The sequence below is a fragment of the Haliscomenobacter sp. genome, from assembly GCF_033763495.1.
Classification (GTDB): Bacteria; Bacteroidota; Bacteroidia; order Chitinophagales; family Saprospiraceae; genus Haliscomenobacter.
Genome location: NZ_JANRKL010000152.1, coordinates 1 through 26,317, shown reverse-complemented (window position 1 = coordinate 26,317; position 26,317 = coordinate 1). Strand labels below are relative to the sequence as shown.

Sequence of the window (26,317 nt, the reverse complement as noted above, 5' to 3'; positions counted from 1 at the left end):
TCTTGCAAGATCAAGCTAATAAATGGTACTTGATAAAGTGAAAGACCCAAGCTTCAGTAAAGGCGACCTCCGTGGCCTCTCCGCACCGCAGGTGCCCCTAAAAAAACTCCGTGAAACTCTGCGGGTACTCTGTGAAACTCTGTGGTAAATAAAATGCGTAACGTGAGTAGATAACTCAAACCCAAGCCTCAATCTTATACATATGACACCCATTACCATCACAACCGTCTCCCCCGCCGATGAGCAAGTGCAATCCCTCATCGCCAAACTGGATGCCTTCCAAATCGAATTGTACGGCCGGGAAAATTGCCACCTCGACTCCATCGAAGTCCTGCTCAAAAGTGGCGCCCACATGCTCGGTGCCTACTCCGGCTCGCAACTGGTTGGCATCGGTGCCGTAAAAATCATGGGCGATTACGCCGAAATCAAACGCATGTACGTGGAAGAAAGCCACCGGGGTATGGGCATCGCGGAAAACATCCTCTCCCAACTGGAGGCTTATGCTCAGGAAAAAGGCATCATGCAGTTGAATCTAGAAACGGGCGTGTACCATACGGCTGCGCAACAATTGTACCGAAAGTTGGGCTACTATGTAGTTGATCATTTTGGGGATTATCCAATTACGGGTTTGAGTGTGTTTTATGAGAAAAAGTTATAGCGCGTCAGCAGAGGTAACAAAAGCTTAAAGTAGTAGTCCGAGAATTCCGGCAATTTGGCTTTAGCTTCACCGGAAATTAGTCTTTTAAAATCATGCCAGCACCAGTCAACCAAGGCGAGAACATCCGCTCCCTCGCCATCGAAAACAACGACGCTACCCAAGCTTTGCTCGATCGCGATGCCCAAGTCTTTTTTCACCAAACCCTTTCCACCCCCGTCTTCAACACCATCACCCGGGCCGAAGGTGCCTACATCTACGATGGTTCAGGCAAAAAATACCTCGATCTGCATGGCAATGGCGTCCATACGGTGGGTTATCAAAATCCCAGGGTAATCCAGGCCATTCAGCAGCAAATTGCGGAGAGCCTAACTTTTGCTCCTCGCCGCTTTACGAATGAGCCTGCTGTTGAATTGGCAGAAAAACTGGTGAACATTGCCCCCGAAGGCCTCACCCGTGTCCTTTTTTGCCCCGGCGGCTCCGAAGCCATTGAAATGGCGGTAATGCTGGCCAAATTGTATACGGGCAAATGGAAGACCCTTTCCTATTATGGCACTTTCCACGGGGCTGGATTTCAGGCGGTTTCGCTAGGGGCGGATGCCCATTTTCGGGAAGGTTTGGGCCCCGTGATTCCCGGAGCCATTCACCTTGAATTACCGGATTACTACCGCAATCCCTGGGGCTGGACCGATCAGCAGCAAATCGACGACGAATACCTGCGGCAGTTGCGTTCCCAAATTGAGTTCAATCCCGACATTGCCGCGCTGATCAGCGAACCCATTTTTTACAATTCCACCGTGCCCACCCGCTACTATTGGGAACAGGTGCAAGCCCTCTGCAAAGCCCACAACATCCTGCTCATTTTTGATGAAATCTATACCGCCTTTGGTCGTACGGGCAAAATGTTCGCCAGTGAACATTTTGTAACGCCAGATATTGTCGTCGTAGGAAAAGGATTTGGTGGCGGAATTGTCCCGTATGCAGGCATCATTGGCCGCGAAGGGCTCAACGTGCTGGAACACAAGTCCATTGGCCATTATACCCATGAGAAAAATCCGCTTTGTGCAGCGGTGGCCAGGGCGGTGATTGAAGAGGTGGAGCAAAAAGAGCTGGTTGCGCATGCGCATGAGCTGGGGGCACACTTCAAGGCTGGTTTGTTGGAACTGCAGGCCGAGTTTCCAATTATCGGCAATGTCAGTGGTCTTGGCCTCAATTTGGCGGTGGACTTGGTGAAAGATCGTCAAACCAAAACCCGGGCGATCGAAGAAGCCAATCAATTGATGGGCTTCTGTATGGAGCGGGGCATTTCTTTTAAGCTGATTCAGGGGAATATTTTGAATTTGAAGCCGGCGCTGGTGGTGACGAAGGGGGAGGTGGATTGGGTGCTGGAGGTACTGAGGGATGGGTTAATCTCAGGCATTAACTAGCGCAAAATGTACAACTTCACTTGGCTGGAGCTGTCTCTACTCACTTAATTTACAGCATCTTATCCATTAAAATCACTCTTGTAAAAGGTTTCAGAGAGTCTTGGTCTGAATGCTTCGGACATAGTTTTGTGGTTTTGTATCAAACGAAAATAATGGATTTATTTGATCATTATCCCCGTACTCCCTCTTTGCTCGTATTAACCTACCACGGCCCGAACCACCTCGCCACACATGGATTTATCCGTGGGAGGCCACCCCACCGCCCCACTCCATAACCTTAATCGTGAGTCCTGGGAAAGCGGGAGAGAAAAGGGGGAAATATCTGTGTTTTTATTAAGCAGCTATTTATTTTGTTTGAAATCCAACCAAAAAAGCCCCCCACTCAAAACCAATGCCGCAATAGTCAGTACAACATTGTTATCACTGACGAAGTGAATTGAACCATTGATTACGTCGTTTTGAATATTGGCCCAAGCCTCAATATTGGGTAAAATGGTTCCAATTACCAGCCATGTCCCCAATATCCATACTGCATAGCGTGAAAAGCGGTATTTGGGATCATTGTTGAATGAAAGGAGAAAATAGAATAAGCCGCTCACCAAGGCAGTTTGCCAAATAAATTGAAAATCAATAAAATAATCCAATACACTCCCCGCAACAGCTCCAATCACCAGCACAATAAGCCCCTTGATTGTACTTTTGCCAAAATGGGTTTCGAAAAAAGGTTTGGGCGGAGGGGGCAACACCGGAGCTGGTATGTCGATTGTTTGCGTGCCTTTCGGCTCTTCTGGTTTTACTACTTTGCCCCCAAACGTATCAATTGTTGCCCCTCGATTATCAATGTAAAAGAAATCACCATCTTTGCCCGTTCCTCCCAAATCCATTCGATCAAAGTGCCCACCTAAATGGCCTCCTATTTCAATTCCTCTAGTTCGGTCGATATCAATCACATCGCTGATCATCGGTCTGATCAGTACTCTTTCAAAAGGCTTCCGCTTACATTCGATGTCATCTCTGCCATTTTTTAAACGTTCTTCCAGTTCGCCTTCTTTTTCAAAATAGTGCGGTTCAGGGTTATGGGCACAAACCAAACAATTGCAGGGGATTAAATAGTTCGGGCGCAAACCACCCAAAGAATCATGCAAATCATCGTAAGCAGCCAATAACTCACCTAAGTATTCTCTCGCCTTTTCCCCGCTTACTGTGATGTCAATCACGCCTCTTTTGGTATTCTCTTCGATCAAAGCCCTTGAATCGGTTCTTTTATTGTGTAAAGCCACGCCATGTCGCCAGTACAATCGTTTTTCATCGGCGCATTTAAAAATATCTTTGTGCTTAATGGCAATTAAGCGCGCGGTCAGGGCACGCGGCATGATGTCCTCTTTATTGCTATCCACGTAGTCCAAACGCAAGCGCAATACCTTGTTGGTAGCACGGTAGAATTGATTTTTGAAGGCATCGGCTTCTGGGTGTCTGATCAGGGTGAGCAGCGGGGTCAGTATAAAATGGTTTTTGTCCTGGGTTTCAAAACAAAAGCCAAAACGTTTCATCATCAAAATCAGGTGTTCATGGTAGTCCCAATACTTGCCTTTCCAAAGAAGTTTCAGTTCATCAAAACTCATCGAGGCTTCATGGTCGATCAATTGGTTTTTGTCAATCAACAATTGGTAGATGGCTTGTGAGGCCCATTGATGGTCTAAAAACACCACATTCCTTAATTTTTCATTTTCGGATGGGCTCAAATGGACCACTCCATCTTCGTACCACAACAAAGCACCCAATTTGTCCAACAAATTGAGCAAGGATTCTTGTGCCAGGGTATCCAGCACCTTTTTTTGTTCACAAATGCGCTTGTATCGAGTGTAGGAAATGATTTTATCCTGAGGGCTGATGGCTTTTAATTCATTTCTGACTGCGATCCAGTCGTCGTTCATCTCAAATTTGCCAAAACCTTCAATATTGGACAGTTGTTGCTCAATCTCCCGCTTCAAGTTTTCAATCCCGGGATCATTCAATCGGGTACAATTGACGGTAACAAATGTTTTCAACTGTCCTTTGTAAGCCTCCAGCCAATAATTGGCGGAGGCCAGTTTGTTTTGTTCGTCAAACTGGTTCATGACCCCTATGACCGGGCAGACCGCCGCAGGATTGCGGGGGTTATTACTCAGCTTTTGAATCAAATAAAGCCATTTTTCAAATCGATTTTGTTCGTCATTGAATCTTGATTTAAATACAAACAGGTACAAAGAACTATGTCGCATAAAAAATTGATGGGTAGGCAACTGTACATCCTGGCCGCCCAAATCCCAGATGTTGACGATCACCTTTTGGGGTACTCCTTTCACATCAATCGTGGCCTGATAACTATCCAGTTCAAAACCCTCCGTAGAACTTCCTTTCTTTGGTACTGCCGCAAATTGCCCATTGCCCATGACCAATTTATTGCGTACACTGGTCTTTCCTACCTCCCCTTCACCCGTCAGAATCATTTTGGTCTCATAAACAATCGACGATTGACCCTGCAAGGATGCCAGGTAGGTTTTTGCCTCGGCTAAAACATTTTCATGACCATCTTCACTAAAAAGGGAGGGATTATTAAGCGCTGGCGTGTTTTTTATGCGCAGTTCCTTGATGTTGGGAAGTTGTATCAGCCGTTTCAAATCCTTTTTTTCCTTGATGCTGTTTCCATCAATTACCAGATCATACATGTTGACTAAGCCTTCCAAAGGTGCCAAATCGCTCACTTGGGTGTCGTAGCAGTGCAGCGACTGTAATTGGGTCAGGGCCGCCAGTGGTGCCAAATCGCTCACTTGGGTGGAGGCGCAGGAAAGCGACAGCAATTGGGTCAGGGCCGCCAGTGGTGCCAAATCGCTCACTTGGGTGTTGGCGCAGTCAAGCGACTGCAATTGGGTCAGGGCTGCCAGTGGTGCCAAATCGCGCACTTGGGTTGTGTAACAGTAAAACAACTTCAATTGGGTCAGGGCCGCCAGTGGCGCCAAATCGCTCACTTGGGTGGCGGAGCAGAAAAGCGACTGCACTTGGGTCAGGGCCGCCAGTGGTGCCAAATCGCTCACTTGGGTGTTGGCGCAGTTCAGCACCTGCAATTGGGTCAAGGCCGCCAGTGGCGCCAAATCGCGCACTTGGGTGGAGGCGCAGTTCAGCACCTGCAATTGGGTCAGGGCCGCCAAAGGTGCCAAATCGCGCACTTTGGTGTTGGCGCAGTTCAGCGACTGCAATTGGATAAGGGCCGCCAAGGGCGTCAAATCCTTAAGTTCCCATTTCTCCCCATCGGCCACCAATTTTTTCAAAGCGCCCAAAGCCTCCACCCCTGTTAGGGAAGTGATGTGGTTAGCGTGGCCTTTGTTTTGGCTTTCGATTCTTTCCCAGCGCCTTTTTACCGGGTTATATTCCAGCCACTCATCGCTCAGCATCAACTCTTCCAAGTCGCTGAGTTCAAACAAGGCAGCGGGCAGCTCCCTGAGTCCACAATTTCCTAGGTCGAGGCGGCTGGCGCGGCTGGCTTTAGCGGCTGCGATGAGGGATAAAGCTTGGTTCATAAAATGCACAAGGTCTAGCAGTGATCAGTTAGGTCCTGGTAAGCCGCGCTGAAAAGCAGTGCAGGCTTCAAGAGTAAATATAAGATTTTTTATTAGACTTGAGCCGATTTGAATATCAAGCAATTGATGATTTTTTTGAAAATAAGCGCTCTTTTGGAAATCATCCTTTCATCAAAGTATTTCAGGAGCAATGCGATTCAATTGCCACGTGCTTTAGCGCGTGGTTAGCAGGATTTTTTAAAACTGGGCTTTAGCCCTGGCATAAATTTGAAAATAGGGCTAAAGCCCATAAATTTTTTAATCTCCCTACCACGCGCTAAAGCACGTGGCAATTGAATCGCGCTGCTCCAAAGCAAGCAATTCGTTAATCTTAGGCATTGCGATCAATGGCAGAGCCGCTTGTCGGTGTTTCTTAATCAGCCTAGCTTGCTGATTACTTATTTACTCTGTTGACTTTCAAAAGAACTTTATATTCATCGCTCCTCATTCATTACCACATTTTGGGCACCCGCGAGTAGTGCCCCTACACACCCACCCTATTCATCACTCATAATTCATCACTCCCACCCATTTCATTTGCAAATCTGAAACATATCCATTACTTTTACTTTTGCAAAACAAATCCACCATGTACCGCATCCATCTCGGCGAATTTGAAGAACTCGTTTTATTACTTGTAGCCGTGCTCCACGGCAATGCCTACGGCGTATCCGTAATGGAAGAAATTGAACAACAAACCGGGCGTTCAGTCAACATCAGTGCGGTGCACGCCGCCCTACGCCGCCTGGAAGAAAAAGGCTACCTGCGCTCGGAATGGAGCGAAGCCACCACCCAACGTGGGGGCCGCCGCAAACGCCTGTTCGACATCACCCAAGCCGGGCGGGCAGCGCTGGAGCAATCGCGGGATACCTACCTGAAGCTTTGGGATCAAATTCCCGGTTTTGCACCCAAAACCAATATGGCATGAGTGCAGCCCAGCCACCACGACCGCCCCGCTGGGCCGACCGCTTTTTGGAATGGTACTGCCGACCCGAGTTGCTGGAGGAAATCCAGGGCGATGCTTATGAATTATTCGATGTACGCTGCGCGGAAAAAGGGTCAAGAGTGGCCCGCCGTGCCTTTGTGTGGGATGTCTTGCGTTCTTTCCGACTGTCTACCATTCGTAAAATCACCATTCAATTTTCACCCGACATGTACAAAAGCAATTTCAAAATCGCCTGGCGCAACCTGGCCAAGCACAAAATGTATTCGAGCATCAAAATTGGCGGCTTTGCCATAGGGATTGCAGCCTGTTTGTTGATCGCCTTGTTCATCCTCGATGAACTCAATTACGACCGCCATTACCCCGAAACAGGGCGCATTTACCGCGTGATCGGCGAGATGACCGAGGGAGAATTTGCAGGTAAAGGAGTAAATTTTCCGGCCCCTTTCGCCAAGGCCTTGAAGGATGAATTCCCCGAGTTTGAAACAGTGGCCCGCATCAATCCGAACAGCCTTTTCACCGGAGGGGGCAATCCCATTCGCCGCGCTGAGTCCAACCAAAACACCTACGAAGAGGGTTTCACCTTTGCCGATCAGGAACTGTTGGACATTCTACAAATTCCGATGATTTACGGCGACCCCAAACATGCCCTGGACGAACCCAATACCATCGTCATTACCAAACGCAAGGCGGACAAGTACTTCCCCAATGAAAACCCAGTAGGCAAAACCCTCATTGCCAACAACAATACCGACAACCCGATCAAAATTGGGGGTGTCATCGCCGATTTCCCCCCCAATTCCCACCTGCAATACGATTTTTTATTCACGATGAAAGGTTTGGAATTTTACCCTGGGGAAGGGAATAATTGGAACGCCAGCAATTACCACACCTACGTGTTGCTCCGCCAGGGAACCGACCTTGTCAAACTGGAGCAAAAGTTGATGCCAGTCATTGTTGAAAAATACCTGGGTGCCAATCTTTCCAAAGCCGAGCAAGAACGCATCAAAAAAAGTGGAAGATTGTATTTACAAGCCGTATCAGACGTCCATTTGCACTCCGCCGACATTCAGGACGGGATGAGCCACGGCGATATCCGCTTTGTATGGCTCTTTGGGGCCATTGCGGGTTTTATTTTGCTCATTGCAGTCATCAATTTTATCAACTTGTCTACTGCCCGTTCGGCCAATCGGGCCAAGGAGGTGGGTTTACGCAAAACGGTGGGTTCCACCCGCGAATCGCTGATTGGGCAATTTTTGAGCGAATCCCTTTTGTTCAGCGCCTTCTCGTTTTTACTAGGTTTGGTTTTCGCCTGGTTGCTCCTCCCCTACTTCAACCTGCTTTCCGGCAAATCATTGCAGCTACCCTGGCTCGCTTGGTGGTTTTTACCAAGTATTGCCGCATCAACCATTTTGGTGGGTTTATTGGCGGGCATCTATCCGGCCTTTTACCTTTCCTCTTTCAAACCGATCCAGGTACTCAAGGGCAAGTTGAGCAAAGGCAGCAAAAACAGTGGTTTACGCAGTGCTTTGGTGGTTTTTCAGTTCACCACTTCCATCGTGCTGATTATTGGCACTTTGGTCGTAACCCGTCAAATGAATTACATCCTGAACAAAAAACTGGGTTTTGAAAAAGATCAGGTCATACTGCTACAAGGCACCCAAACGTTGGGAGACAAACTCCCGAACCTGAAAGAGCAATTGCAGCAGTTGCCTGCAGTGGACGCTGTGACGGTGAGTGATTATTTGCCCATCAATGGTGCAAAAAGAAATGGTACAGAAATGTGGGATGAAAAAAAAGAGCAGGATGGCAATTCTTTCGGGTCTCAAATCTGGCAAATTGACTACGATTACATTCATACCATGGGAATGAAAATAGTCCAGGGCAGAAATTTTATGGAAGGCATGCGCAGCGATTCCCAAGGGGTGATCATCAATCAGGCTCTGGCCAAAAAACTCAATTTTGCTCAGCCCCTAGGTGAGCGCATCACCAATGGTTATCTGAAATTGACCATTATTGGGGTGGTGGAAGATTTTCACTATGAATCCATGCGTGAGAACATCGAGGGCATGTGCCTGGTATTGGGCAGTAGCCCGAACATGATTGCGGTAAAACTACAGAGCAACAAGCTGCAAAAAGCAGTGCAGGACATCAGTGCTACCTGGAAAGAAATTGCCCCCAGCCAACCCATTCGCTACACTTTTCTTGACGATAGTTTTGCCCAGATGTACAATGATGTAAAACGGATCGGGCGCATTTGTACCAATTTTGCGTTGTTGGCCATCATTGTCGCCTGCCTGGGTTTGTTTGCCCTTTCTACTTATCTGGCAGAACAACGCAGCAAGGAAATCGGGATTCGCAAGGTACTGGGAGCATCAGTGAGCAGTATTCTGGGGATGCTCTTACAAAATTTCCTCAAACTAGTTTTATTGGCTTTGGTGATCGCATCGCCCCTGGCCTGGTACCTGATGCAGGAATGGCTCAAAGATTTTGCGTACCGCTATCAAATAAGTTGGGATGTGTTTGTGTTGGCAGGAGTTGCAGTGAGTTTGTTGGCGGTGCTCACGATTGGTTTTCAGGCCTTGCGCAGTGCATTGAGCAATCCACTGGATTCGTTGCGGAGTGAGTGAGGTGTTTTTGTTTTGCGACAAAGGCACTAAGACACAATGCCTAAGCGACAAAAATTAGCACAAAGGAAAAAAAGAGGACTCAAAGGACACAGAGTTAGACGTTGACAAAGCGACGCGCTCGAAATTTGTTTTTAATCAAATCTCATTTTGGGCAAAAGCCTCGTCAACGTCTAACTTTGTGCCCTTTGTGCTGCCTTGGTGTCCTTTGTGCTAGTTTTTGTCGCTTTGGTTTGTCCTTCAATCTCACTTACAACCTGATCTTCCACGCCAAATCCACACCGATGACATGTTCATAACGAAAACCTGGATTCTCATACAATCGCCAAAGGCTGGGACAATACTGAAGCCCCATGTGGAAACTTGGCCCAGTAAAATAATGCCCTGAAAAGATCAGTCCAGCCGACACACTTCTTTTTCGTTGTGAAATCTGAGGTGGGTTGCTATCGGGTTGATCGATGTAATTATCCACAGTCCATTTGTTTTCAGCCAAAATAATGCCATACCCCCAATCCAAGCGTTTGATCCGATGATGATTGCTTAGGTATCCGAAGGCTGAGTTCAAATAATCTCGCCCTCCTTCAACATATACAGGAGCAGGAAAGGGCGAAAAAAAATCACTTACCGTACAAAAGCCAAGTTTTAAATACTGGTCATTCTGATGGTAATAATCTAAACCAAACCCAAGGCCCAAAAGTCCAATGCCAACCTTGGAACCATCTTGAGTTGGCTTTTGCACAAATGAATTAAGGAATGGCATGGTAAGGTGCACATTGACCTCCCCTTTTTGGGTTCCTAGGCTAGGCTGATACCTAAGCCCACTTATGGCTGTACTGTCCAGATAAATCCGGCGAGGATAGGTATACCGTTTGCGGTTGTTTTGGTCGACCAACATCCCCAAACCAAAATTGTAGGCCAGGTTGAGGTAGTAGGCAAAGGAGTTTTTGGCATTAACCGTCAGGGATTGATCACTTGAGTCCGCGATCACACGTAAACTAAGCGCTTCCTTGCTGCGCGGCACCAAAAAATGAGCCTCATTGGCTTCCGTATGTAAAGTGTCTTTTTTGAGAATGATTTTGCTGGGGCCAGGGGTGTAAATCGTCATGGTCTTGTAACTTGGGTTGAGAATGCTCGCGCAAGAGCAACATCCAAAGGCAAGACAACTAATGAGTAACAAGTTTTTCATCAGATCCCTTTTTTACGCTAAAGACATGATTTTGGGATAAACCGTTGGAATTACACCCCGGCGCGCCAAATAAAATTTACCCTTTTGCGCAATAATATACCAAAAGCTTATATCTTTATCCCATGCAGTTTTTCACTTCTCATTGTGCTGGCAAATAGATAGACAAAACTTACAGACTACTGCATTCAATCCCTAAGTTTGTTTACCTGCATCTCAACAAGAGCTTAGCCGCCAGGTGAGTGGCTTCACAACTACTCGCCAGCACGACTCAAATACATGTCTATCATTTAAAACAGTAGTAGTATGCTCAAGTATTACCTCACTAGTACACCCGTCTTGTTGCGCAAGATGTTGGGTGTTTTATTGTTCATGACCGGGTTCCTGGTTTCCGCTACAGCACAAGTGCAAGTAAGCGGTAAAGTGACCGACTCCGAAGGTGGTGCGCTACCGGGGGTAAATATTCTGCTACAAGGGACCTCTCGTGGTACAATTACCGGAGTTGATGGTGAATTCAACCTGGACGTCCCTGGCAATGGTGTATTGGAATTCAGTTATACTGGTTTTTCTACCCAAACCGTATCCATCAACAACCGCAGCGTTATTAATGTGACTCTGCTGGAAAACACCAAACTCCTGGACGAAGTTACCGTCACAGCATTTGGAATTGAAACGAACAAAAGGAAACTCACTTATTCTTCTCAAAAAGTAGATGGAGATCAGATCCGCAGCACCCAGCGCGATAACGCCTTTTTGAGTTTACAAGGTCGGGTAGCAGGCCTGAGCCTGACACCTGTTTCGGGTGTAGCCGGGGGATCTGTTGTGCTCAACTTAAGAGGGGTAAACTCTCTGGGAAGTAGCAATCAACCCTTAATTGTTTTAGATGGTTTGCCCATCAATAGTGGGACCCTGGACCAACACAATCTGCATTCTGATGCAACGGGTGTCAATGGCAACGTCAACAACAACCGCGACGACATTGGTAGCCGCTTGGCGGAGTTGAACCCCAACGACATTGAAAACATCACCGTTTTAAAAGGGCCGGAAGCGGCAGCCTTGTACGGCAATGAAGGTGCCAACGGGGTTATCCTGATTACAACCCGGAAAGGAAAAGAAGGAACTGGTAAATTGACCTATACCAGCCGTTTGGCTGCATCCGAATTGTACCTTTTCCCTGAAATTCAAACCATTTATGGTCGTGGTAGAAACGGTGCCGTAGAAGCCAATGACCCTGATTTTTTCGGTCCCAAATACGCTGATGGTACTACTTTTTACGACAACGTAAGTAATTTCTACCAAAGAGGAAGCAATCAACGCCACGACCTGGCTTTCGAAGGTGGCACTCAACGCCTGACCTATCGGATGTCTACTTCATATCTGGACAGTAAAGGGATCATCCCTACCAATCGCTTCCAACAAGTCAACGCAGCCTTGAATACTGATGCTCAGGTATTGAAATGGCTCAAAATGACCAGCCGCTTCAGTTATGCTCGAAACCGCAATATTCTTCCTCCTGGAGGTGCACAAGGTTATCTGACGGCTTTGATGCGTTTTCCCAGAGATAAGGATGCTCGCTTGTATGAAAACGCAGATGGCACCCGGATTCTGACTTTACCCTCTACCAACCCTGGTGCGGATAACGACAACCCCTTTTTCAACGTTAACAACAGCGCCAGAGAGGAGCAAACCGACCGGACTAACGGGAACATCACTCTGAAAGCAGAAGTCACTCCGTGGTTGAGCTTCACTGGTCGTTTCGGGGCCGATATTTACACCACTAAAGCAAATCGTTTTTTCCATCCATTCTCCAACATCGGATTTAGCCGCAACGGATGGATTGAAAACTACACCGACATTGGTCGTTTGCTCAACAGCAACTTCTTTGCGAGCGTCAATAAATCAGTTGGAAAATTAGCTGTTTCCGTACAGGTTGGGGGTTCTCTGGATGACCGTAGCTATGAAACGACTTCTGTTTATGGGGAAAAATTGTTCTTGCCTGATTTCAACAGCATCAACAACGTTGACCCTACTACCATGCGAAACAAGACCATTTTAACCCGCACCCGTTTGTTGGGCGCTTTTGGACAAGCCAACTTCACCTACGATAACTGGCTGACGCTGAATGTAACAGGAAGAAACGACTGGTCTTCTACCCTACCTATTGAAAACCGTTCTTACTTCTATCCTTCAGCAGGTTTGGCTTGGAACGTTATGGAAATGCCATTCCTTAAGGTGAAATCAAAAGTTATCAACGCGCTCAAATTGCGGGCTACTTTTGCCGAAGTAGGGAACCCTGCACCCGCATATAAAATCCGCGCACGTTTGGTTCCTCAATCTTCTACTGGTGGAGGATTTTTGTATGACTTCTTTGGTGACAACCCAGGGTTGAAACCAGAAACCGTAAGGAGTTATGAATTCGGCACAGAAATCGCTCTTTTTAAAAGCCGGGTTAACATCGAAGGAAGTTGGTTCTCCAAGACCTTGATCGACCAGATTATTTCTCAACGCTTGAGCTATGGTACCGGGTTTATTTTCGGTTTGCTCAATGGTGGCGAAATGAACACTACTGGTTATGAAATTCAACTGGGCTTGATTCCAGTGCGCAACCGCAATTTTGAATGGGAATTGAATGTCAATTTTACCCACTACGACACCAAAGTACTTAGCCTACCAGCAAATCAGTCTGAATACTACAATTCTGATACCTGGGCCATAGACAACGTGCGTGCCAGTGCGTTTGCCCCTGCCGATCTTTTGGCAGCTCGTTTCAACCAGGCGGCAAACCGCTTTTACCCTGAGTTGAATAGCCGTGGTGCAGGTTCTGCTACTGCGATTGGTGGCTTCAGTTATCTGCGTAACAGCAAGGGACAGATTTTGATCAATCCTACAACAGGTTATCCGATCATGAATTCCAACTTCTTGCCCATTGGAGACCGCAACCCTGACTTCACCGTAGGTATTGTCAATAGTTTTTCCTATAAAAATTTCTCCCTTTCCTTCTTGTTGGACATCCGTAAAGGTGGGGACATCATCAACGGAAATGAGTTGTACCTGACCAGGAATGGCCTGAGCAAAAGAACTTTGGACCGCGACAAACCAATCGTTTTCCCTGGAGTGCTCCGTGACGGAAAAGAGGAAAGTGAAACACCAACCGTCAACACCAAGGAGATCATCCCCAGTGCTAACGAAACCTACTACACTACCGTTTTGGCACCAGAAGAATTTGTGGAAAGGGACATCAACTGGTTGCGCTTACGCGATGTAACCTTGCGCTACAACATGCCAATTAAAGGTGGTAAAGCCATCAAGGAGTTGAGCATATTTGTGAATGGAACTGACCTTTTCCTGATTACCAATTACACCGGTGCTGACCCCTACGTGAGCATTACCAGCCCTGCAACAGGGGGTGCCGGAGGTTACGGGATTGACTTTGGTAAAACATCCTTGCCACGTCAGGTTTCTGCAGGCCTCAGCATTACGTTTTAATGTTCATTTAAAAGTGCATTCAATCATGAAAAATAAAATCATTATTGCATTTATTGGGTTGATGGGTTTGTTCGTCTTCAATGCATGTGATGACTACCTGGACGTCAACTTTGACCCCAGCAACCCACAGGTTGCCGAAGGGTTTGCAATTCTACCTCCGATGTTGAGCCAAATGGCCCGCGGAATTTCTTTTGATTCCCGTTTTGCTGGTCAATACACTCAAAATTGGGCGCTCGTCTCTGCCAACAATGCCTGGGACTTACATGGCTACGTTCCTGCCAGCGATGCAGGTGGTGAAATTTGGCGCAGCCATTACTGGTCGATTGGCAAAAATGTGGACATCATCATTGAACAAGCAACTGCCAAACAACAGTGGGATTATGTGGGTGTAGCTAAAGCCATTCGTGCCTGGAGTTGGCAAATGGTGACTGATGTGCATGGCGAAGTTATCTTCAAACAAGCTTGGGAGCCCAACCGCTATGTATTTGATTTTGATTCACAACAGGATGTTTATGCCGAAGTAGTTCGCTTGTCTAACGAGGCATTGGCAGACCTCAATCGGACCGATGGAAACGTAAGTACTGCCAATTTGGGCCGTGGAGATTTGACTTACAAAGGTGATCGCACCAAGTGGATAAAATTTGTCTATGCTGTTTTAGCCCACAATGCTCATCGCCTGACCAACAAATCTACGTATGATCCCAATAAGGTGATTGAATACTGCGACAAGTCACTCGCTAGTAATGCGGACAATTTTAACGTACCCCATGCAGGAACCAACTCCTTGGATGGTAATTTCTACGGTCCTACCCGTAACAACCTGGGGTCTTTCCGTCCTACTACCTATATTTTGAATTTGCTGAACGGTACCGTGTTCAATGGCGTGGTTGATCCTCGGATGCCTTTAATGATTACCGCTTCCGCAGATGGTACTTTCCGTGGCGTTGTTGCTGGTAAAGGTGACCCAACCACCAGCAACACGGATCCCAAGCGTATTCCAAATATGTGGGGGGCAAATCCATCCGCTGCGATTACCACAATTACCGGCAAGTATTTCTTTACAGATAAGGCGGATCACCCACTGATTACCTATTCTGAAATGCAGTTCATCAAGGCTGAAGCTGCCTTTATCAAAGGAGACAAAGCCCTCGCTTATGATGCATACAAAAAAGGGGTCATTGCCCACATGGATTTGGCCAAAGTCACCGCAGCAAACCGCGATGCCTATATGGCAAGTGCAGCGGTTCCACAAACAGCTGATGCATTGAAATTAAGCGATATCATGTTGCAAAAATACATTGCCTGCTGGGTGATTGGTGCCGTTGAAACCTGGGCGGATATGCGCCGTTACAACTACAGTACAGATGTATATACTGGTTTTACGCCTCCAACTACCCTGTACATCGACAACAGTGGCAAGCTGGCTCAGCGTTTCCGTCCACGATTTAACTCTGAGTATGTATGGAACCGGGAATCGTTGAATACCATTGGCGGGAATGATGCCAATTACCACACCAAACCAGTGTGGTTTACAGAGAAATGATTGTTGGGGTGCCCCTGTGTGGGCGTCTCATTCGGTCACCTGTCGAAAAATCAGGGGCAGTCGCAAAGGGCTGCCCCTACGTTTATTTTTTCACCATTTTCCGCGTTGCTGCATACCTTCCACTCCTAAACGAATAATACATCACCCCACTCGGCAACTCCTCATCCCTCAATTCAACCTGGTTCAGGCCCTGTATAAATTCACCTTTGATCTCCCTCAACAACCTCCCGGCTGCATCATACACCAGCAGCCTCCCTTCACTCGCTTCAGGCAAATAAAAACGGATCAAGGTACTTTCCTGAAATGGATTGGGTACGTTTTGGAACAATTCAAAATTGGGTGTCTGAATTTCAGTGTTGTTGAAGCGCATTTGAATTGGTAGGCGTTCGTCGGCAAAGTTGTAAGCTTCGATTTGCATACGTCCGGGGCTCAGCTGCATGATTTCGCTCAATTTCGCCACGGCTTTTGCCCGAAATACCAAGGTAAACAAAACCGCATCCGGGTTCAGGCTTGGTTGATCGCTGTACCAGTTTGTTGTAATCAAACCTTCAGATTTGAAGATGCCGAAGTTTTCCGCTTTGGCCAGTCCGTATTGGATGTCGACCAGTTCGGCCTTCGTGTTAACATAGCTTAGTGCCATTTGATAGCCCTGGATGTTGCTTAAATCTTTCACCCGAATGGCTACAGTATGCAGTTGCCCACTTTGTAAGTTTTGATCTTCCAGTTCTAGCCACATTGGGTCATTTTCCGACCGAATTTCAGGCGTTTTAAAGCCCAAATTTGCCGAAACATTCACATCCCCGATTTTCACCGCAATAAAATTGGCGGCAAGTTTCTGGCCGAAAAGGTCATTCACACTATGGGACTCAGGAAAAGGTTGCGCCCAGGGATTCGCCGGGTCAGGGAAACGATAGTTGGCATCGACAAAACGCCAGCTGGTATTGTTTTTAAACGCCAAATCCAGGTTTAAGATCAGTTTTTGAATGGCGATCAAATCCAGTGTAGTAACCGATTTGGAAGCATTGGCATCCGCCGCGATCAACTTGTAAGGAGAATCCAGGGCTGTAACCCCCAGAATGTGTTTGCGGATCAACAACAAATCAAAGGTCGACACCCCGTTGACGTGGTCAGTATTGAGTCGAGGGGTAATGGTGTAATCATTGCCCTCTACCAAATTGAGAAAAACGTAATTGCCCGTTGGAGTCGAAGTCGTGCGATTAGAAGCCTGCCCGCTGAGGGTAACCTCCACATTGGGCAAACCTTGCCTTGATTCAGTTTGGATGAGGCCTCCTAGCACGCCTTGCGGAGGTGGAATACAAATATCCCCATTGTTTTGTACGGTGACAAAATTGAGGCAAAAATCATGATTCGGTCCACCCAGGCGACCATCGGGCTGCATCGCAGTGGGGTTGTTCGCGCTGTCCCAGGCGTATATTTCCACAATTACGGTTCCTTCATCGGTACAGGTCAACAGGAGGGAATCCTGATTGATGTTGGGTATGGCGCCTTCACGGTTGATGGAATAGCGGATCGGACCGGAACAATCGGTCGTTGGGCTGGCAATAAAATCCGCTGCTTTGACCACCGCATAAGCCAGATCTTCTTTGCCATCCCCATTGATGTCCCGTACCGGATTCAGCGCCTGCAGGGTCACCGTGATCCCACTTTTACAGATGGGCGATGGGGCTTTGCAATCCACCACCCGGAAAGTCAAACTGCGGGTACCAATGTTTCCACAGGCATCTCTCACTTGCACTACAAAACTATGAGTGCCAATGGGAAAAGTGCCCCTAATGCGGTAATTGGGGTAGATACCCTGTAATTCACTGGCACTCAATTGCCGATCAATGCTGCCGTTGTTATTCAAGTCGACGCCGCCACTCAGCTGCAAACCATTTGGCGTGCAGTTTTCAAAAACGGTGTACAACAAGTCTACACTACCATTACAAGTGCTGTTGTCATTGCTGCAAAATGGCGCGCCCTGGGTGTAATTGATCACGGGTTTGACGGTATCAATCACTGTAATCTGCTGGGTATATTGCCAAAAACCACGCGATTTCAGCGATTGGTTGATGTTGCTGCTGCTCCAATGGCCAATGGGGTTGCCAAGGCCATCGCAGGAGCGGCCCCGTTCGTTGTTGCGGGGAAAAACGTTGTTCTCGTTGTTGTCCTTGTCCAGGTAGGTCACGCCATTGGGGCGAACCATCAACCAGAGGTTTTCATCCCCTGGCAGCAAATCACAATCCAAATCCCTGCTCAGGATGATCGGAGCCGAAATATCATCGTATTCACAAAGGTTCATCACCTGATAGGTACGGAAAATTTGATAACAACCGCCCCCGGGAATGGTAAACTGCCGATCCTCCACATTTATGGCCAGCACATCACAAGCCAGTTCATCCAACAACAAAGTATCAGGCAATGGGGTACCACAATAACTTACTACATCTTTGGGGAATTTGATTTCGTAATTGTGGACCGGATTGACGGTGATGACTTGTTCACAAATGCTTTCGGAAAGGTTTCCTGCTGCATCCCTGGCTCTGAACTTTCGGGTAATGCTGCCCACCCCACAATTGTCGAGGTCAACAATCGGGGACAATTCTTCCCAGGTCACTTCGCAGTTGTCTTCTACAGTGGGCAAACCAAAGTTGCGCTGCAAAACCGCCAGGCTGCTGATATCCAAACCATCAGGGATATCGTTGCAATTGATGGTCCGATTGGGTGGAGGCGTACAGAAAGGTGCCAATTTATCCTCCACTTGTAAGCGGGTGATACAAGTATTGGTATTGCCGTATTTGTCGCTGCCCCGCAGCTCGATGGTGACCAATTTCCCCACATCACAGCAGGAAATATCTACAAAAGCATCCCAGAGGCTGTATCCAGGCACACTATCTGGGGCACATTCCGCAGGAATCAAACGCCGAACTTCCAGCTTCAGGGAATTGTCGCAATTGTCCCGGCTACTTTTGTTGACATCGGCAGTGGTAATTCTGGCCATACCACCACCGCCCAGGGACACTGCAAACTCGCTATTGCAAACCATGGTTGGGGCAATGCGATCCAACACCTTGAACGCCACGGTATCTTTGGTTTCCTGGTTACAAATGTCACGAACGGTAAAAATAAAGTAATGGGTACCCAACGGTACGTTTTGTACCTGGCCATTCACAACGGGTAAATCCAGTTTTACCCAAATGATCCGTCCAGTTGGAAAACCAGAGATGGTTTCAGGCTGCCAGGAGTAGATTTCAGTCGTTAAAGTGGTACTTGAACAATCCACGATTTTGGGGCTCGGCAATGCAAAAGCAGCCAAACAATTGAAGGGCGCTACGCCATAACGTAGGGTATCATCAATCACCCCATTGCGGTCAAGGTCCAGTTCCGGGCTGCTCACAATAGGTGCATCAAAGTCACCTACTTCCACCAACTGGCGTTTTTCTAGCATGCGACTGGGGTCACACCAATCGATCAGTCTCCAGTTGCGGATGAGGGCATATCGCGTCCCACATACGGTCACCCGTTGATCGGAATAGGTCGCAGAGTAGTTGCAAGTATTGGCACTGTTATCGAGGTATACTTTTTTACCAAAACCATTGATGAACCAGGGCCTGCCGGAAATGGTCGGGCTCAGGTTGCCCTGGGTATCCGTTGGCAACGCGGCTTGTTCACAATTGGTTTTGACCAGGGTATCTTTTGGGAAAAAAATCTCCGCAGGGCGGCGGAAAAAGAACTGCTGCACACAGGTGCTGGCATTGCCAAACTTGTCTTTTACCGTAAAAGTGCGAATGATTCCCTTGGCATAACTGGGGTGACAATTTGCAAAATTAAAAATCGCATCACTAAAGGTAATTGTGGTTCCGCCGCAATTGTCTTCGACCAAGGGTCTTCCCATAAAATTGCGGAAAGCGGGGTCAATGGTTTTGACATTGTTAAATATGGAGTCAAAATCAGTGCATACGAGCCCCGTTGTTTTGTCCTCCGGGCAAGCAATAATCTGAGGTCCGGTAATGTCTTGCAAAACGATGTTCACGTTGCAAGAAATGATGTTTGGAGTGGGCTTGAAGCGGATGTACCCGGTGATGGTTTTGCCCACGTAACTACCTGGCACAGGATTGGGCACCAAGGTTCCGTTGTAGTTCAAAATCACCTCGAAGTCATCATAACAATCAAATTTATTGACCATCAGCATGCCTGGAGTAATCAACACTTCACAAGAGCTGTTGACATTGATGCTCAGGTCGGAGCGGCAAGCAAAGACAGGTTCGTTTTTGATGACCACCACCTGTTTGGTCAAGGTACTGGTACAACCTACGTCTTTGGGCTCCAGTTTTCCCGCCGGGTTTCCTGCGTCAAAAGTATAAGTGACCTGATGGGTTCCTGTGCCCAAGGTTTTGGGGTTAAAGGTACTGGCAGTTTGGCCATTGATTTTGAAGCTACCCGTTCCTTGCACTCCGGTGCCCCCATTTCCAGTCAAAGTGATGGCTGGTGTAAACAAACAAATGGGGTTATCCAGGTCAAACACCTGAGGTTTGGGGTATTTGCAGAGGTTGGAAATACTCAAGGTGGAAGGGAAGAGTGGACTCTCTGCCTCCAGAGTATAGCCTTGCCCATCCAGGTGCACCCCACGCAGCACATAGATGCTGGAATCGGGTTTAATTTTCACTTCCCGGAACTGGGTACCTGCTGGGTACACATTCAGGTTGAGGGAATCGCGCAAAGTGGTGTTCTTCACCCGCCAGATTTGATTGGGGAGTGCAGGTCCTATCACAATTTCTTCATCAAAAGCGCCATTGCCTCGGCAAGAGCAGGGGTCTCCAATTTTTGGCCCCTTAGCATTACTGATCTTGGGGCTTCCACAGGCAGCTCCAGCGATAATGCCCACCACCACCACAGTATCCGCAGTATTTCCCGAAGCGTCCCGCAGGGTTGCAGTGATGCGGTGGAAACCTATGTCATTGCAGTTAAAGTCCACTTTACTTAAAGCAAAAGTTACAATCTTACAATTGTCATAACTGCCCGCATCCACAGTTGAGGAGTCGATGCGCAGGCTGCCATTTGCCCCCAATTGCACCAATACCGTATCAGCACAAACGGGCACAGGGGGCAACACATCATTTACTGTAACATTTACCGTACAGGTTTGGTAGCGGCCATTGGCATCCTCGATGGTCCAAAGCACCTGGGTAAGCCCTACCGGAAAAGTAGCGCCCAGCAAGGTGGTATCACTGGGAGCAGCAGTAAAATTGTGATACACCCGACTAATACCACAGTTGTCATTGCGGTTGATGGGATTAAGACGGCGGTTGGTTACCGTATAGCCGCAATCCTGGTCACCATCAGCATTGGAGTTGATGATCAGGTCGGCCGAACATTGAAAACTGGGGTTTAAGGTATCCAATACTATCACTGCCGCCAAACAAACACTGCTGTTTCCTTCTTCATCGTACACCGTGAGTGATACCGCATTTTCACCGATGTCTTCACAGCTGAAGGTGCTTTTATCCAAGGCCAAACTGTCTACAAAACAGTTGTCGGTACTCCCATTATTGACCATTGCTGGTGTAATTTCCGCTTTTCCACTCGCATCCAGGTATACCGTTATGTTTTTACAGCGGGCTTGTGGTTTAACCTGGTCTACCACGGTGATCAAGGTGCTGCAACTATCGGTATTCCCTGCGGCATCAGTAACGTACAAGGTTACTTCAGCTTGCCCCCGATCGGCACAAAAGAAACGATCCCGGCTCAGGCGATAGCTCAACCCTGCACAATTGTCGCTACCACCTGCATTGATTAAGGAGGGGACTAAAACGGCTTGCCCGTCTGATCCCAAAAAAATGGTGGTCGTGCGGCACTGCACCCGGGGTTTGATGGTATCCCGGACCGTAACAATAGCGGTGCAGGTTTGTTGGTTTCCACTGCGGTCTGTAACCGTCATCGTGAGCCTCTTTTCCCCCAAATCAGCACAGGTAAAGCTGGTTTGAGACAAATCCAAGCTGGCAATGGTGCCGCAGTTATCCACACTTTCATTGTCCACTGCACTGGGCAAAATACTGGCCTGGCCTTCCTCATCCAAAAACACCTCGATGTTTTTACAATTGGCCGTGGGACGAAGGGTGTCCAGCACCGTAACCGTTGCCGAGCACAAGCCCACATTGTTGCTGGAATCTTTTACGGTCAGAATGACCAGGTTTGTCCCCAGATCGGCACAGGTAAAACGATTGGGGCTGGCCTCTATGCTTTTGATTCCACCGCAATTGTCGTAGCTGTTCAGGTTAAGTGAATCAACGTTGAGTACCGCCACGCCATTGGCATTCAGGTAAATGGTCACATTGCGGCAATTGGCTACCGGGCGAATGTTGTCGATCACTGTTACAGTAAAATTGCAACTATCGAGGTTGCCACTGGCGTCTTCCAGGTAATAGGTATTGGTATTTTCACCCAGATCAGCACAAGTAAACTGAGTTTTGCGCAGCCTTGGGTTGCGGATTTCACTACATTCTTCAGAGCTGCCATCCTCTATACTGGCCACCAATAAATCGGCAGTCCCTTCTTCAGCTAGGTACAAGGTGACATTTTTACAGCGTACCACCGGGGGGATGAGGTCTTCCAAATTAAGGATCAAAGAATCACTTAGGGCGAAACATCCTGTGGTAGACAATCGAACCCTGGCCACGGTACTGTCCACCTGCGGTGGGAATTGTGCGGAATTGTTCAATTGGTGGTTGAAGGCAAAAACGAAGTACTTTCCAGCGGTTCGGGGGCCAAATTTTCCGGTAGAACTGGCCTTGGCCAAAAATACCCGATTGGTATCCGTCAGCCAATATTCAGTGGTATACCCCACCCCCACAAACGCGCCATTCACATTCACCTGAATGGAATCACCAGGGCAATGACTTAATGTGGCCGGGGAAAATTGGCCTGCTGAAGCCGTACAGCTCTGCGCCTGAATTTGTGTACCGACCCAAAATATAGAAATCGCCCATAGGACTATGGTGCGTATAGTTTCTCTCATGGTGTATTGGTATGTTAAAAAGCCTCTTAAAACACAAAAGAGCTGAATGTAAAAAAGGACAAAGGTAAACTATTGGGCTTATTCAAGCCCTCAGGTTAGCGTTTGTCCGACCAGAATTGTGGCCGATGATAGTTCAACCTTGGATCAACATGAAGAAAGCTACGTGGAGGCAGGTAAATGGTGGCGCTTTGCAGGGGGCAATACACGGGGCATAGCGTAAACAGGAATAAACGCATAAAATGCCCAAATCGGTGATTGGGTAAAACGTGTTGCATGGGACTATGTGTAAAGTGATTAAAAAACCATTGCAATGATAACGTATGAAAGGGGGAAAATGTGTACTGGGAGGGGTAAAAAATGGAAAATAGTGGTTTTGGGGTATCTACTCAAGTGCTCAGCTCAACAAAAAGGGTGAATGCTTTCATGTTTAATGTTTTATTATTTGGAGAATAGACCTTTTATGCCTCAATCGTTCTCTTGTTGTACCTCACTCCACATCCCCCATTTTCACCCCAACAAACTTCACCTTAGCCTGCCCTGCCAAATTGTTCAACCGCACACTTGTCGGATAACCCTCCTTCCAGGGGCTACCTGGATTTTTGAATACATACCCTGCATCCACAAAACGCCAACTCGGCACCCCTTTGAAGCGGGTATCCAGTCCCATGATCAAGCGCCGCATCAACACCAGATCCAGTGCCGATATCGACCCTGAATTATCCACATCTGCGGCCAATAACTGATAAGGATTTTGGATGGGTTTTATCCCTAAAATATGCTTTTGCAAGGCAATGATGTCCTTGATGCTCACCCCTTCAGACGCTTGAACATCCAAAGCTGGAGTTAAGGTATAGGTGCCGTCATTGAGGTTGCTAAAGGTAAAATTGCCATCGATTAGGGTGCTGTTTTGCGCTTGAGCTGCGCCACTGAGGGCCACATTTACACCAGCAAATGGTTCTCCATTGCGTTTAACGATCGCCCCGTTGATCATACTGCGGGTAAAACCTAGGGTAAAACCAGCCACCACCGGATCGTGATCCGAACAGCGGAAAGGATCACCTATAGGATCTTCGGAAGTACCAGGCAACAAGTCCTCAGCATCGTACTGAAAGCAACTCAGCGATTCCACCGAGTTGATGTTCCATTTGGCTCCTTGCAAAAACTGTCGGGCCATGCTGGGTGAAGCAAAAATATGGTCGAGGTCGCCTAAAAACCCATCAAAATCCTTGCTCTGACCGGCCGGAACCACGTTCACAAAACCAGCCGCCTCTAACAATCGTAGAGGATCTTCTTGTTCATAAGCATTGTAATCGCCGACCATCACAAAATCGGGGTCACCTGAGCGGGTTGGGTCGCCTTGCACCCAGCCCAATATTTCCTGAATGGCATCTGTACGCACCTGATTAAAGGCGCTTTGGCCATCGAGAATATCGGCATTCAATCCGGTTCCGTCGCCTAGCTTGGATCGCAGATGATTGACAATCAGGGTAAAACGTTCGTCTCGTCGATCAATAAAGGTTTGAGCAAGAGGCAGACGGTTTTGTAAAAAAATACCATTGCTAGAGTTCAAAAAAACCGGGCCTCCATCAGGTCTTACTTTGGCCGTTTTGTAAATGATCCCTACTACGATTTGATCGGCACCGTAGCGAATGCCCGGGCTGCTCAAAGCGTAGGTACCCGGCCCACGCAGGGCATTGAGGGAGTCCACCAGTTCCTGGGCTGCGCTGCGGTTGCCACCGCCATCGTTTTCCAGTTCTTGCAGGCCCAGGATATCAGCGTCTAGTTGGATGATGGCCTGAAGAATTTTCCGCATTTGCAAGCGAAAGGCGGGTAAGGTACGCGCACCTCGTGCCGTAGGAAAGCCACCGCCAGTCCCATCTCCATTGAAAAAATTCAGTAGGTTGAAGGTAGCAATTTTGAGATCGCCCGCCGGACGGGGTGCCGCAGGTCGAGGGTTGTCATTGGTAAAAGCAACCGGGGCTAAAGGACGTACCCGGTAATTTCCACTACTGAAATCCAAGACCGCACTGAGCCCCTCTACCGAGTTGCCCAAGCGCAGCATATTGCCTTTGTTCACTTGTAGGTGGTAAATGGGAACCCGATAAGTATTGGTATAGCGATCATCGAGAATGATTCGTTCGCTGAATTTTTGCGCCTGGTACGGCACAAATGCTTTGATGCTGGGTGCATTCAATTCGGTGTATTGCAATTGCAACCCACTGGAGGAAAGGCTCAATTCACCCGTTTCTCCCAGGTCGTGATTGAACACGATCGTCAGTTTTTGCGGAAAGCTGACCCGCATACCTTCTACAACTTCCAAGGCGGTGCTTGAATCCTGAGGCAACTGAATCACCGCGGCGGGAGGTAAATCCTGTTTGCTGGCGCAAACCTTCAAATCTTTTACCTGGGTCAAAATCGTGGCCCCATCCCGCTCTGCTACCTGAGCCCGGATGCGCACCCGATCTCCAATGCTGACGCGAGGGCCAAAACCATTGTTGTACACAAAAAGGCCTTCTGAACTACGCTCATTGTCATCGTAGTCGAACAATTCTTCCTGGATAAAAAAGCCCAACAAACTGCCATCCTCCTGTTCCTGAAATTCCGCCGTAATGATGGCTTCCACGTCAACGGTCTGGCCCTCCAGTGGCGAATTTGACCCGCTGCCTTGCACTTCCGAAATCCAAGTGGCCTCCGTGTTGCAGGTGGTTGAACTAATAATGCTGAACCCAAAGAGGTAATCCGCTGGCAAATTATCGGGTGGGTCATTGGCGTCCTGGTCTTGAACTCCCGAAGCCTGGATTCTCACTTGCACAATTTCTCCGGCCAAAAAATCAGTTTGAGGATCAAGAATAAATGTATCCGTAGTATCATTGGTCGCCACCTGGCTGAGCGTGAAGGCGTGTACTCCACTGCGTGAACCAGTCAGGTTCAGCGCATTGACATTCAGAATTACTTTTTCACTGAATTTGACTGAGATATTGGTGTTCGCAGCTACACCATTGGCTTTGTTCAAGGGTTGGGTATTCAATACTTGTGGTCCCTGATCCAGTTGGCCACAAATCACGGCGTGTTTCCCCAATCCGTCAAAGGTGTTGCTGGCAAAAGCCTCCCATTCAGTTGCTGGATCAAAAGGGTTGTTGGCATCGACATCCCCTTTGCAAATGTCTTTGCGCCGCCGCAGGGTTTTGTCTGTAGTTGTTATGCCGCCAGTTCCCCAACCTGCATTACCCGGATTCGAACCAATTTGCCCAATTGCATCAATGATAGTGCCATTGGCTCCCCCCTTGCGCAGTACAATAGCATCGTTTCCATCAAAAGCCACCAGATTGCTCGATCCCACATCCATCACGGCAATGATGGCTCGGTCGGCATCGGTGCGCCCCAAGACAAAAACTTTACCCGCTGCCAGGGTACCAAATAAAGTCAAGGAAACAGTAGGTTCGCTTGCCCCATTCGAGTACAATTGAATCACGTAGGTACTCAAACTGATGGTCGCACTGCTTCCATTGTAGATTTCGATGGCCTTGTTGTTGCCAGAACCTTCCACGTATTCGGAAATAATCAAATCGCTGGGTTGGGCGTATAAAGTGATGATTGTGACGAGATTTATCAATCCTAACAAGATAAATTTACCAGCCTGGCAGGCGCAGAAACGATCCATGGGTTATAAATTTCCCCAAAGGTATCCAGATTTTTTTTGGTAAAAAACTAGATTAAACTGAATGTTCTTCCTACATTTGCACCTCGTTCATAAAAACTGTTGAACCATGCCAAAGATGAAAACACATTCCAGCGCCAAGAAGCGTTTCAAGGTGACTGGATCCGGCAAGGTAAAGCGTTTC

12 protein-coding genes are annotated in these 26,317 nt (G+C 47.8%); 7 read left to right on the top strand and 5 right to left on the bottom strand.

Annotated elements, in window-relative coordinates; all coding sequences use genetic code 11:
* Positions 1-202: 202 nt before the first annotated feature.
* Positions 203-658, top strand: coding sequence for a GNAT family N-acetyltransferase (locus SFV55_RS15780; RefSeq protein WP_320030488.1), 456 nt, complete (start codon positions 203-205; stop codon positions 656-658).
* Positions 659-750: 92 nt separating this feature from the next.
* Positions 751-2,082 carry an aspartate aminotransferase family protein gene (locus tag SFV55_RS15775; protein ID WP_320030487.1) on the top strand — a complete coding sequence of 444 codons (1,332 nt, stop codon included), beginning with the start codon at positions 751-753 and terminating at the stop codon, positions 2,080-2,082.
* A 341-nt stretch (positions 2,083-2,423) separates the two neighbouring features.
* Here SFV55_RS15775 and SFV55_RS15770 read toward each other — a convergent pair whose 3' ends face one another.
* Positions 2,424-5,639 carry a leucine-rich repeat domain-containing protein gene (locus SFV55_RS15770; RefSeq protein ID WP_320030486.1) on the bottom strand — a complete coding sequence of 1,072 codons (3,216 nt, stop codon included), beginning with the start codon at positions 5,637-5,639 and terminating at the stop codon, positions 2,424-2,426.
* Between the two features lie 628 nt (positions 5,640-6,267).
* Between SFV55_RS15770 and SFV55_RS15765 the strand changes: the two genes are divergently transcribed.
* Positions 6,268-6,606, top strand: a complete 339-nt coding sequence (locus tag SFV55_RS15765) for a PadR family transcriptional regulator (protein WP_320030485.1) — start codon at positions 6,268-6,270, stop codon at positions 6,604-6,606.
* On the top strand, positions 6,603-9,251 hold the full coding sequence (locus SFV55_RS15760) for an ABC transporter permease (RefSeq protein WP_320030484.1): 2,649 nt from the start codon (positions 6,603-6,605) through the stop codon (positions 9,249-9,251). Before SFV55_RS15765 ends, SFV55_RS15760 begins: the two co-directional genes overlap by 4 nt.
* A 247-nt stretch (positions 9,252-9,498) precedes the next feature.
* Here SFV55_RS15760 and SFV55_RS15755 read toward each other — a convergent pair whose 3' ends face one another.
* Positions 9,499-10,353, bottom strand: a complete 855-nt coding sequence (locus SFV55_RS15755) for a hypothetical protein (protein ID WP_320030483.1) — start codon at positions 10,351-10,353, stop codon at positions 9,499-9,501.
* 384 nt (positions 10,354-10,737) lie between these two features.
* On the opposite strand from SFV55_RS15755, the gene SFV55_RS15750 reads away from it, so the two are divergent.
* Positions 10,738-13,917, top strand: coding sequence for a SusC/RagA family TonB-linked outer membrane protein (locus tag SFV55_RS15750; protein WP_320030482.1), 3,180 nt, complete (start codon positions 10,738-10,740; stop codon positions 13,915-13,917).
* 25 nt (positions 13,918-13,942) lie between these two features.
* Positions 13,943-15,460: a SusD/RagB family nutrient-binding outer membrane lipoprotein gene (locus SFV55_RS15745; RefSeq protein ID WP_320030481.1), complete on the top strand. Its 1,518-nt coding sequence runs from the start codon at positions 13,943-13,945 to the stop codon at positions 15,458-15,460.
* Between the two features lie 82 nt (positions 15,461-15,542).
* Here SFV55_RS15745 and SFV55_RS15740 read toward each other — a convergent pair whose 3' ends face one another.
* The 3 genes from SFV55_RS15740 to SFV55_RS15730 all read right to left on the bottom strand — a co-directional run bounded on the left by SFV55_RS15740 (position 15,543) and on the right by SFV55_RS15730 (position 26,136).
* Positions 15,543-22,475 (bottom strand): HYR domain-containing protein, encoded by a 6,933-nt coding sequence (locus SFV55_RS15740; protein WP_320030480.1) that lies wholly within the window; start codon positions 22,473-22,475, stop codon positions 15,543-15,545.
* Between the two features lie 95 nt (positions 22,476-22,570).
* Positions 22,571-22,750, bottom strand: a complete 180-nt coding sequence (locus SFV55_RS15735; RefSeq protein WP_320030479.1) for a hypothetical protein — start codon at positions 22,748-22,750, stop codon at positions 22,571-22,573.
* 212 nt (positions 22,751-22,962) lie between these two features.
* On the bottom strand, positions 22,963-26,136 hold the full coding sequence (locus SFV55_RS15730) for an ExeM/NucH family extracellular endonuclease (protein WP_320030478.1): 3,174 nt from the start codon (positions 26,134-26,136) through the stop codon (positions 22,963-22,965).
* 106 nt (positions 26,137-26,242) lie between these two features.
* Between SFV55_RS15730 and SFV55_RS30230 the strand changes: the two genes are divergently transcribed.
* Positions 26,243-26,317: large ribosomal subunit protein bL35 (locus SFV55_RS30230; protein WP_413776712.1), on the top strand; the 75-nt coding region annotated here is incomplete at its 3' end.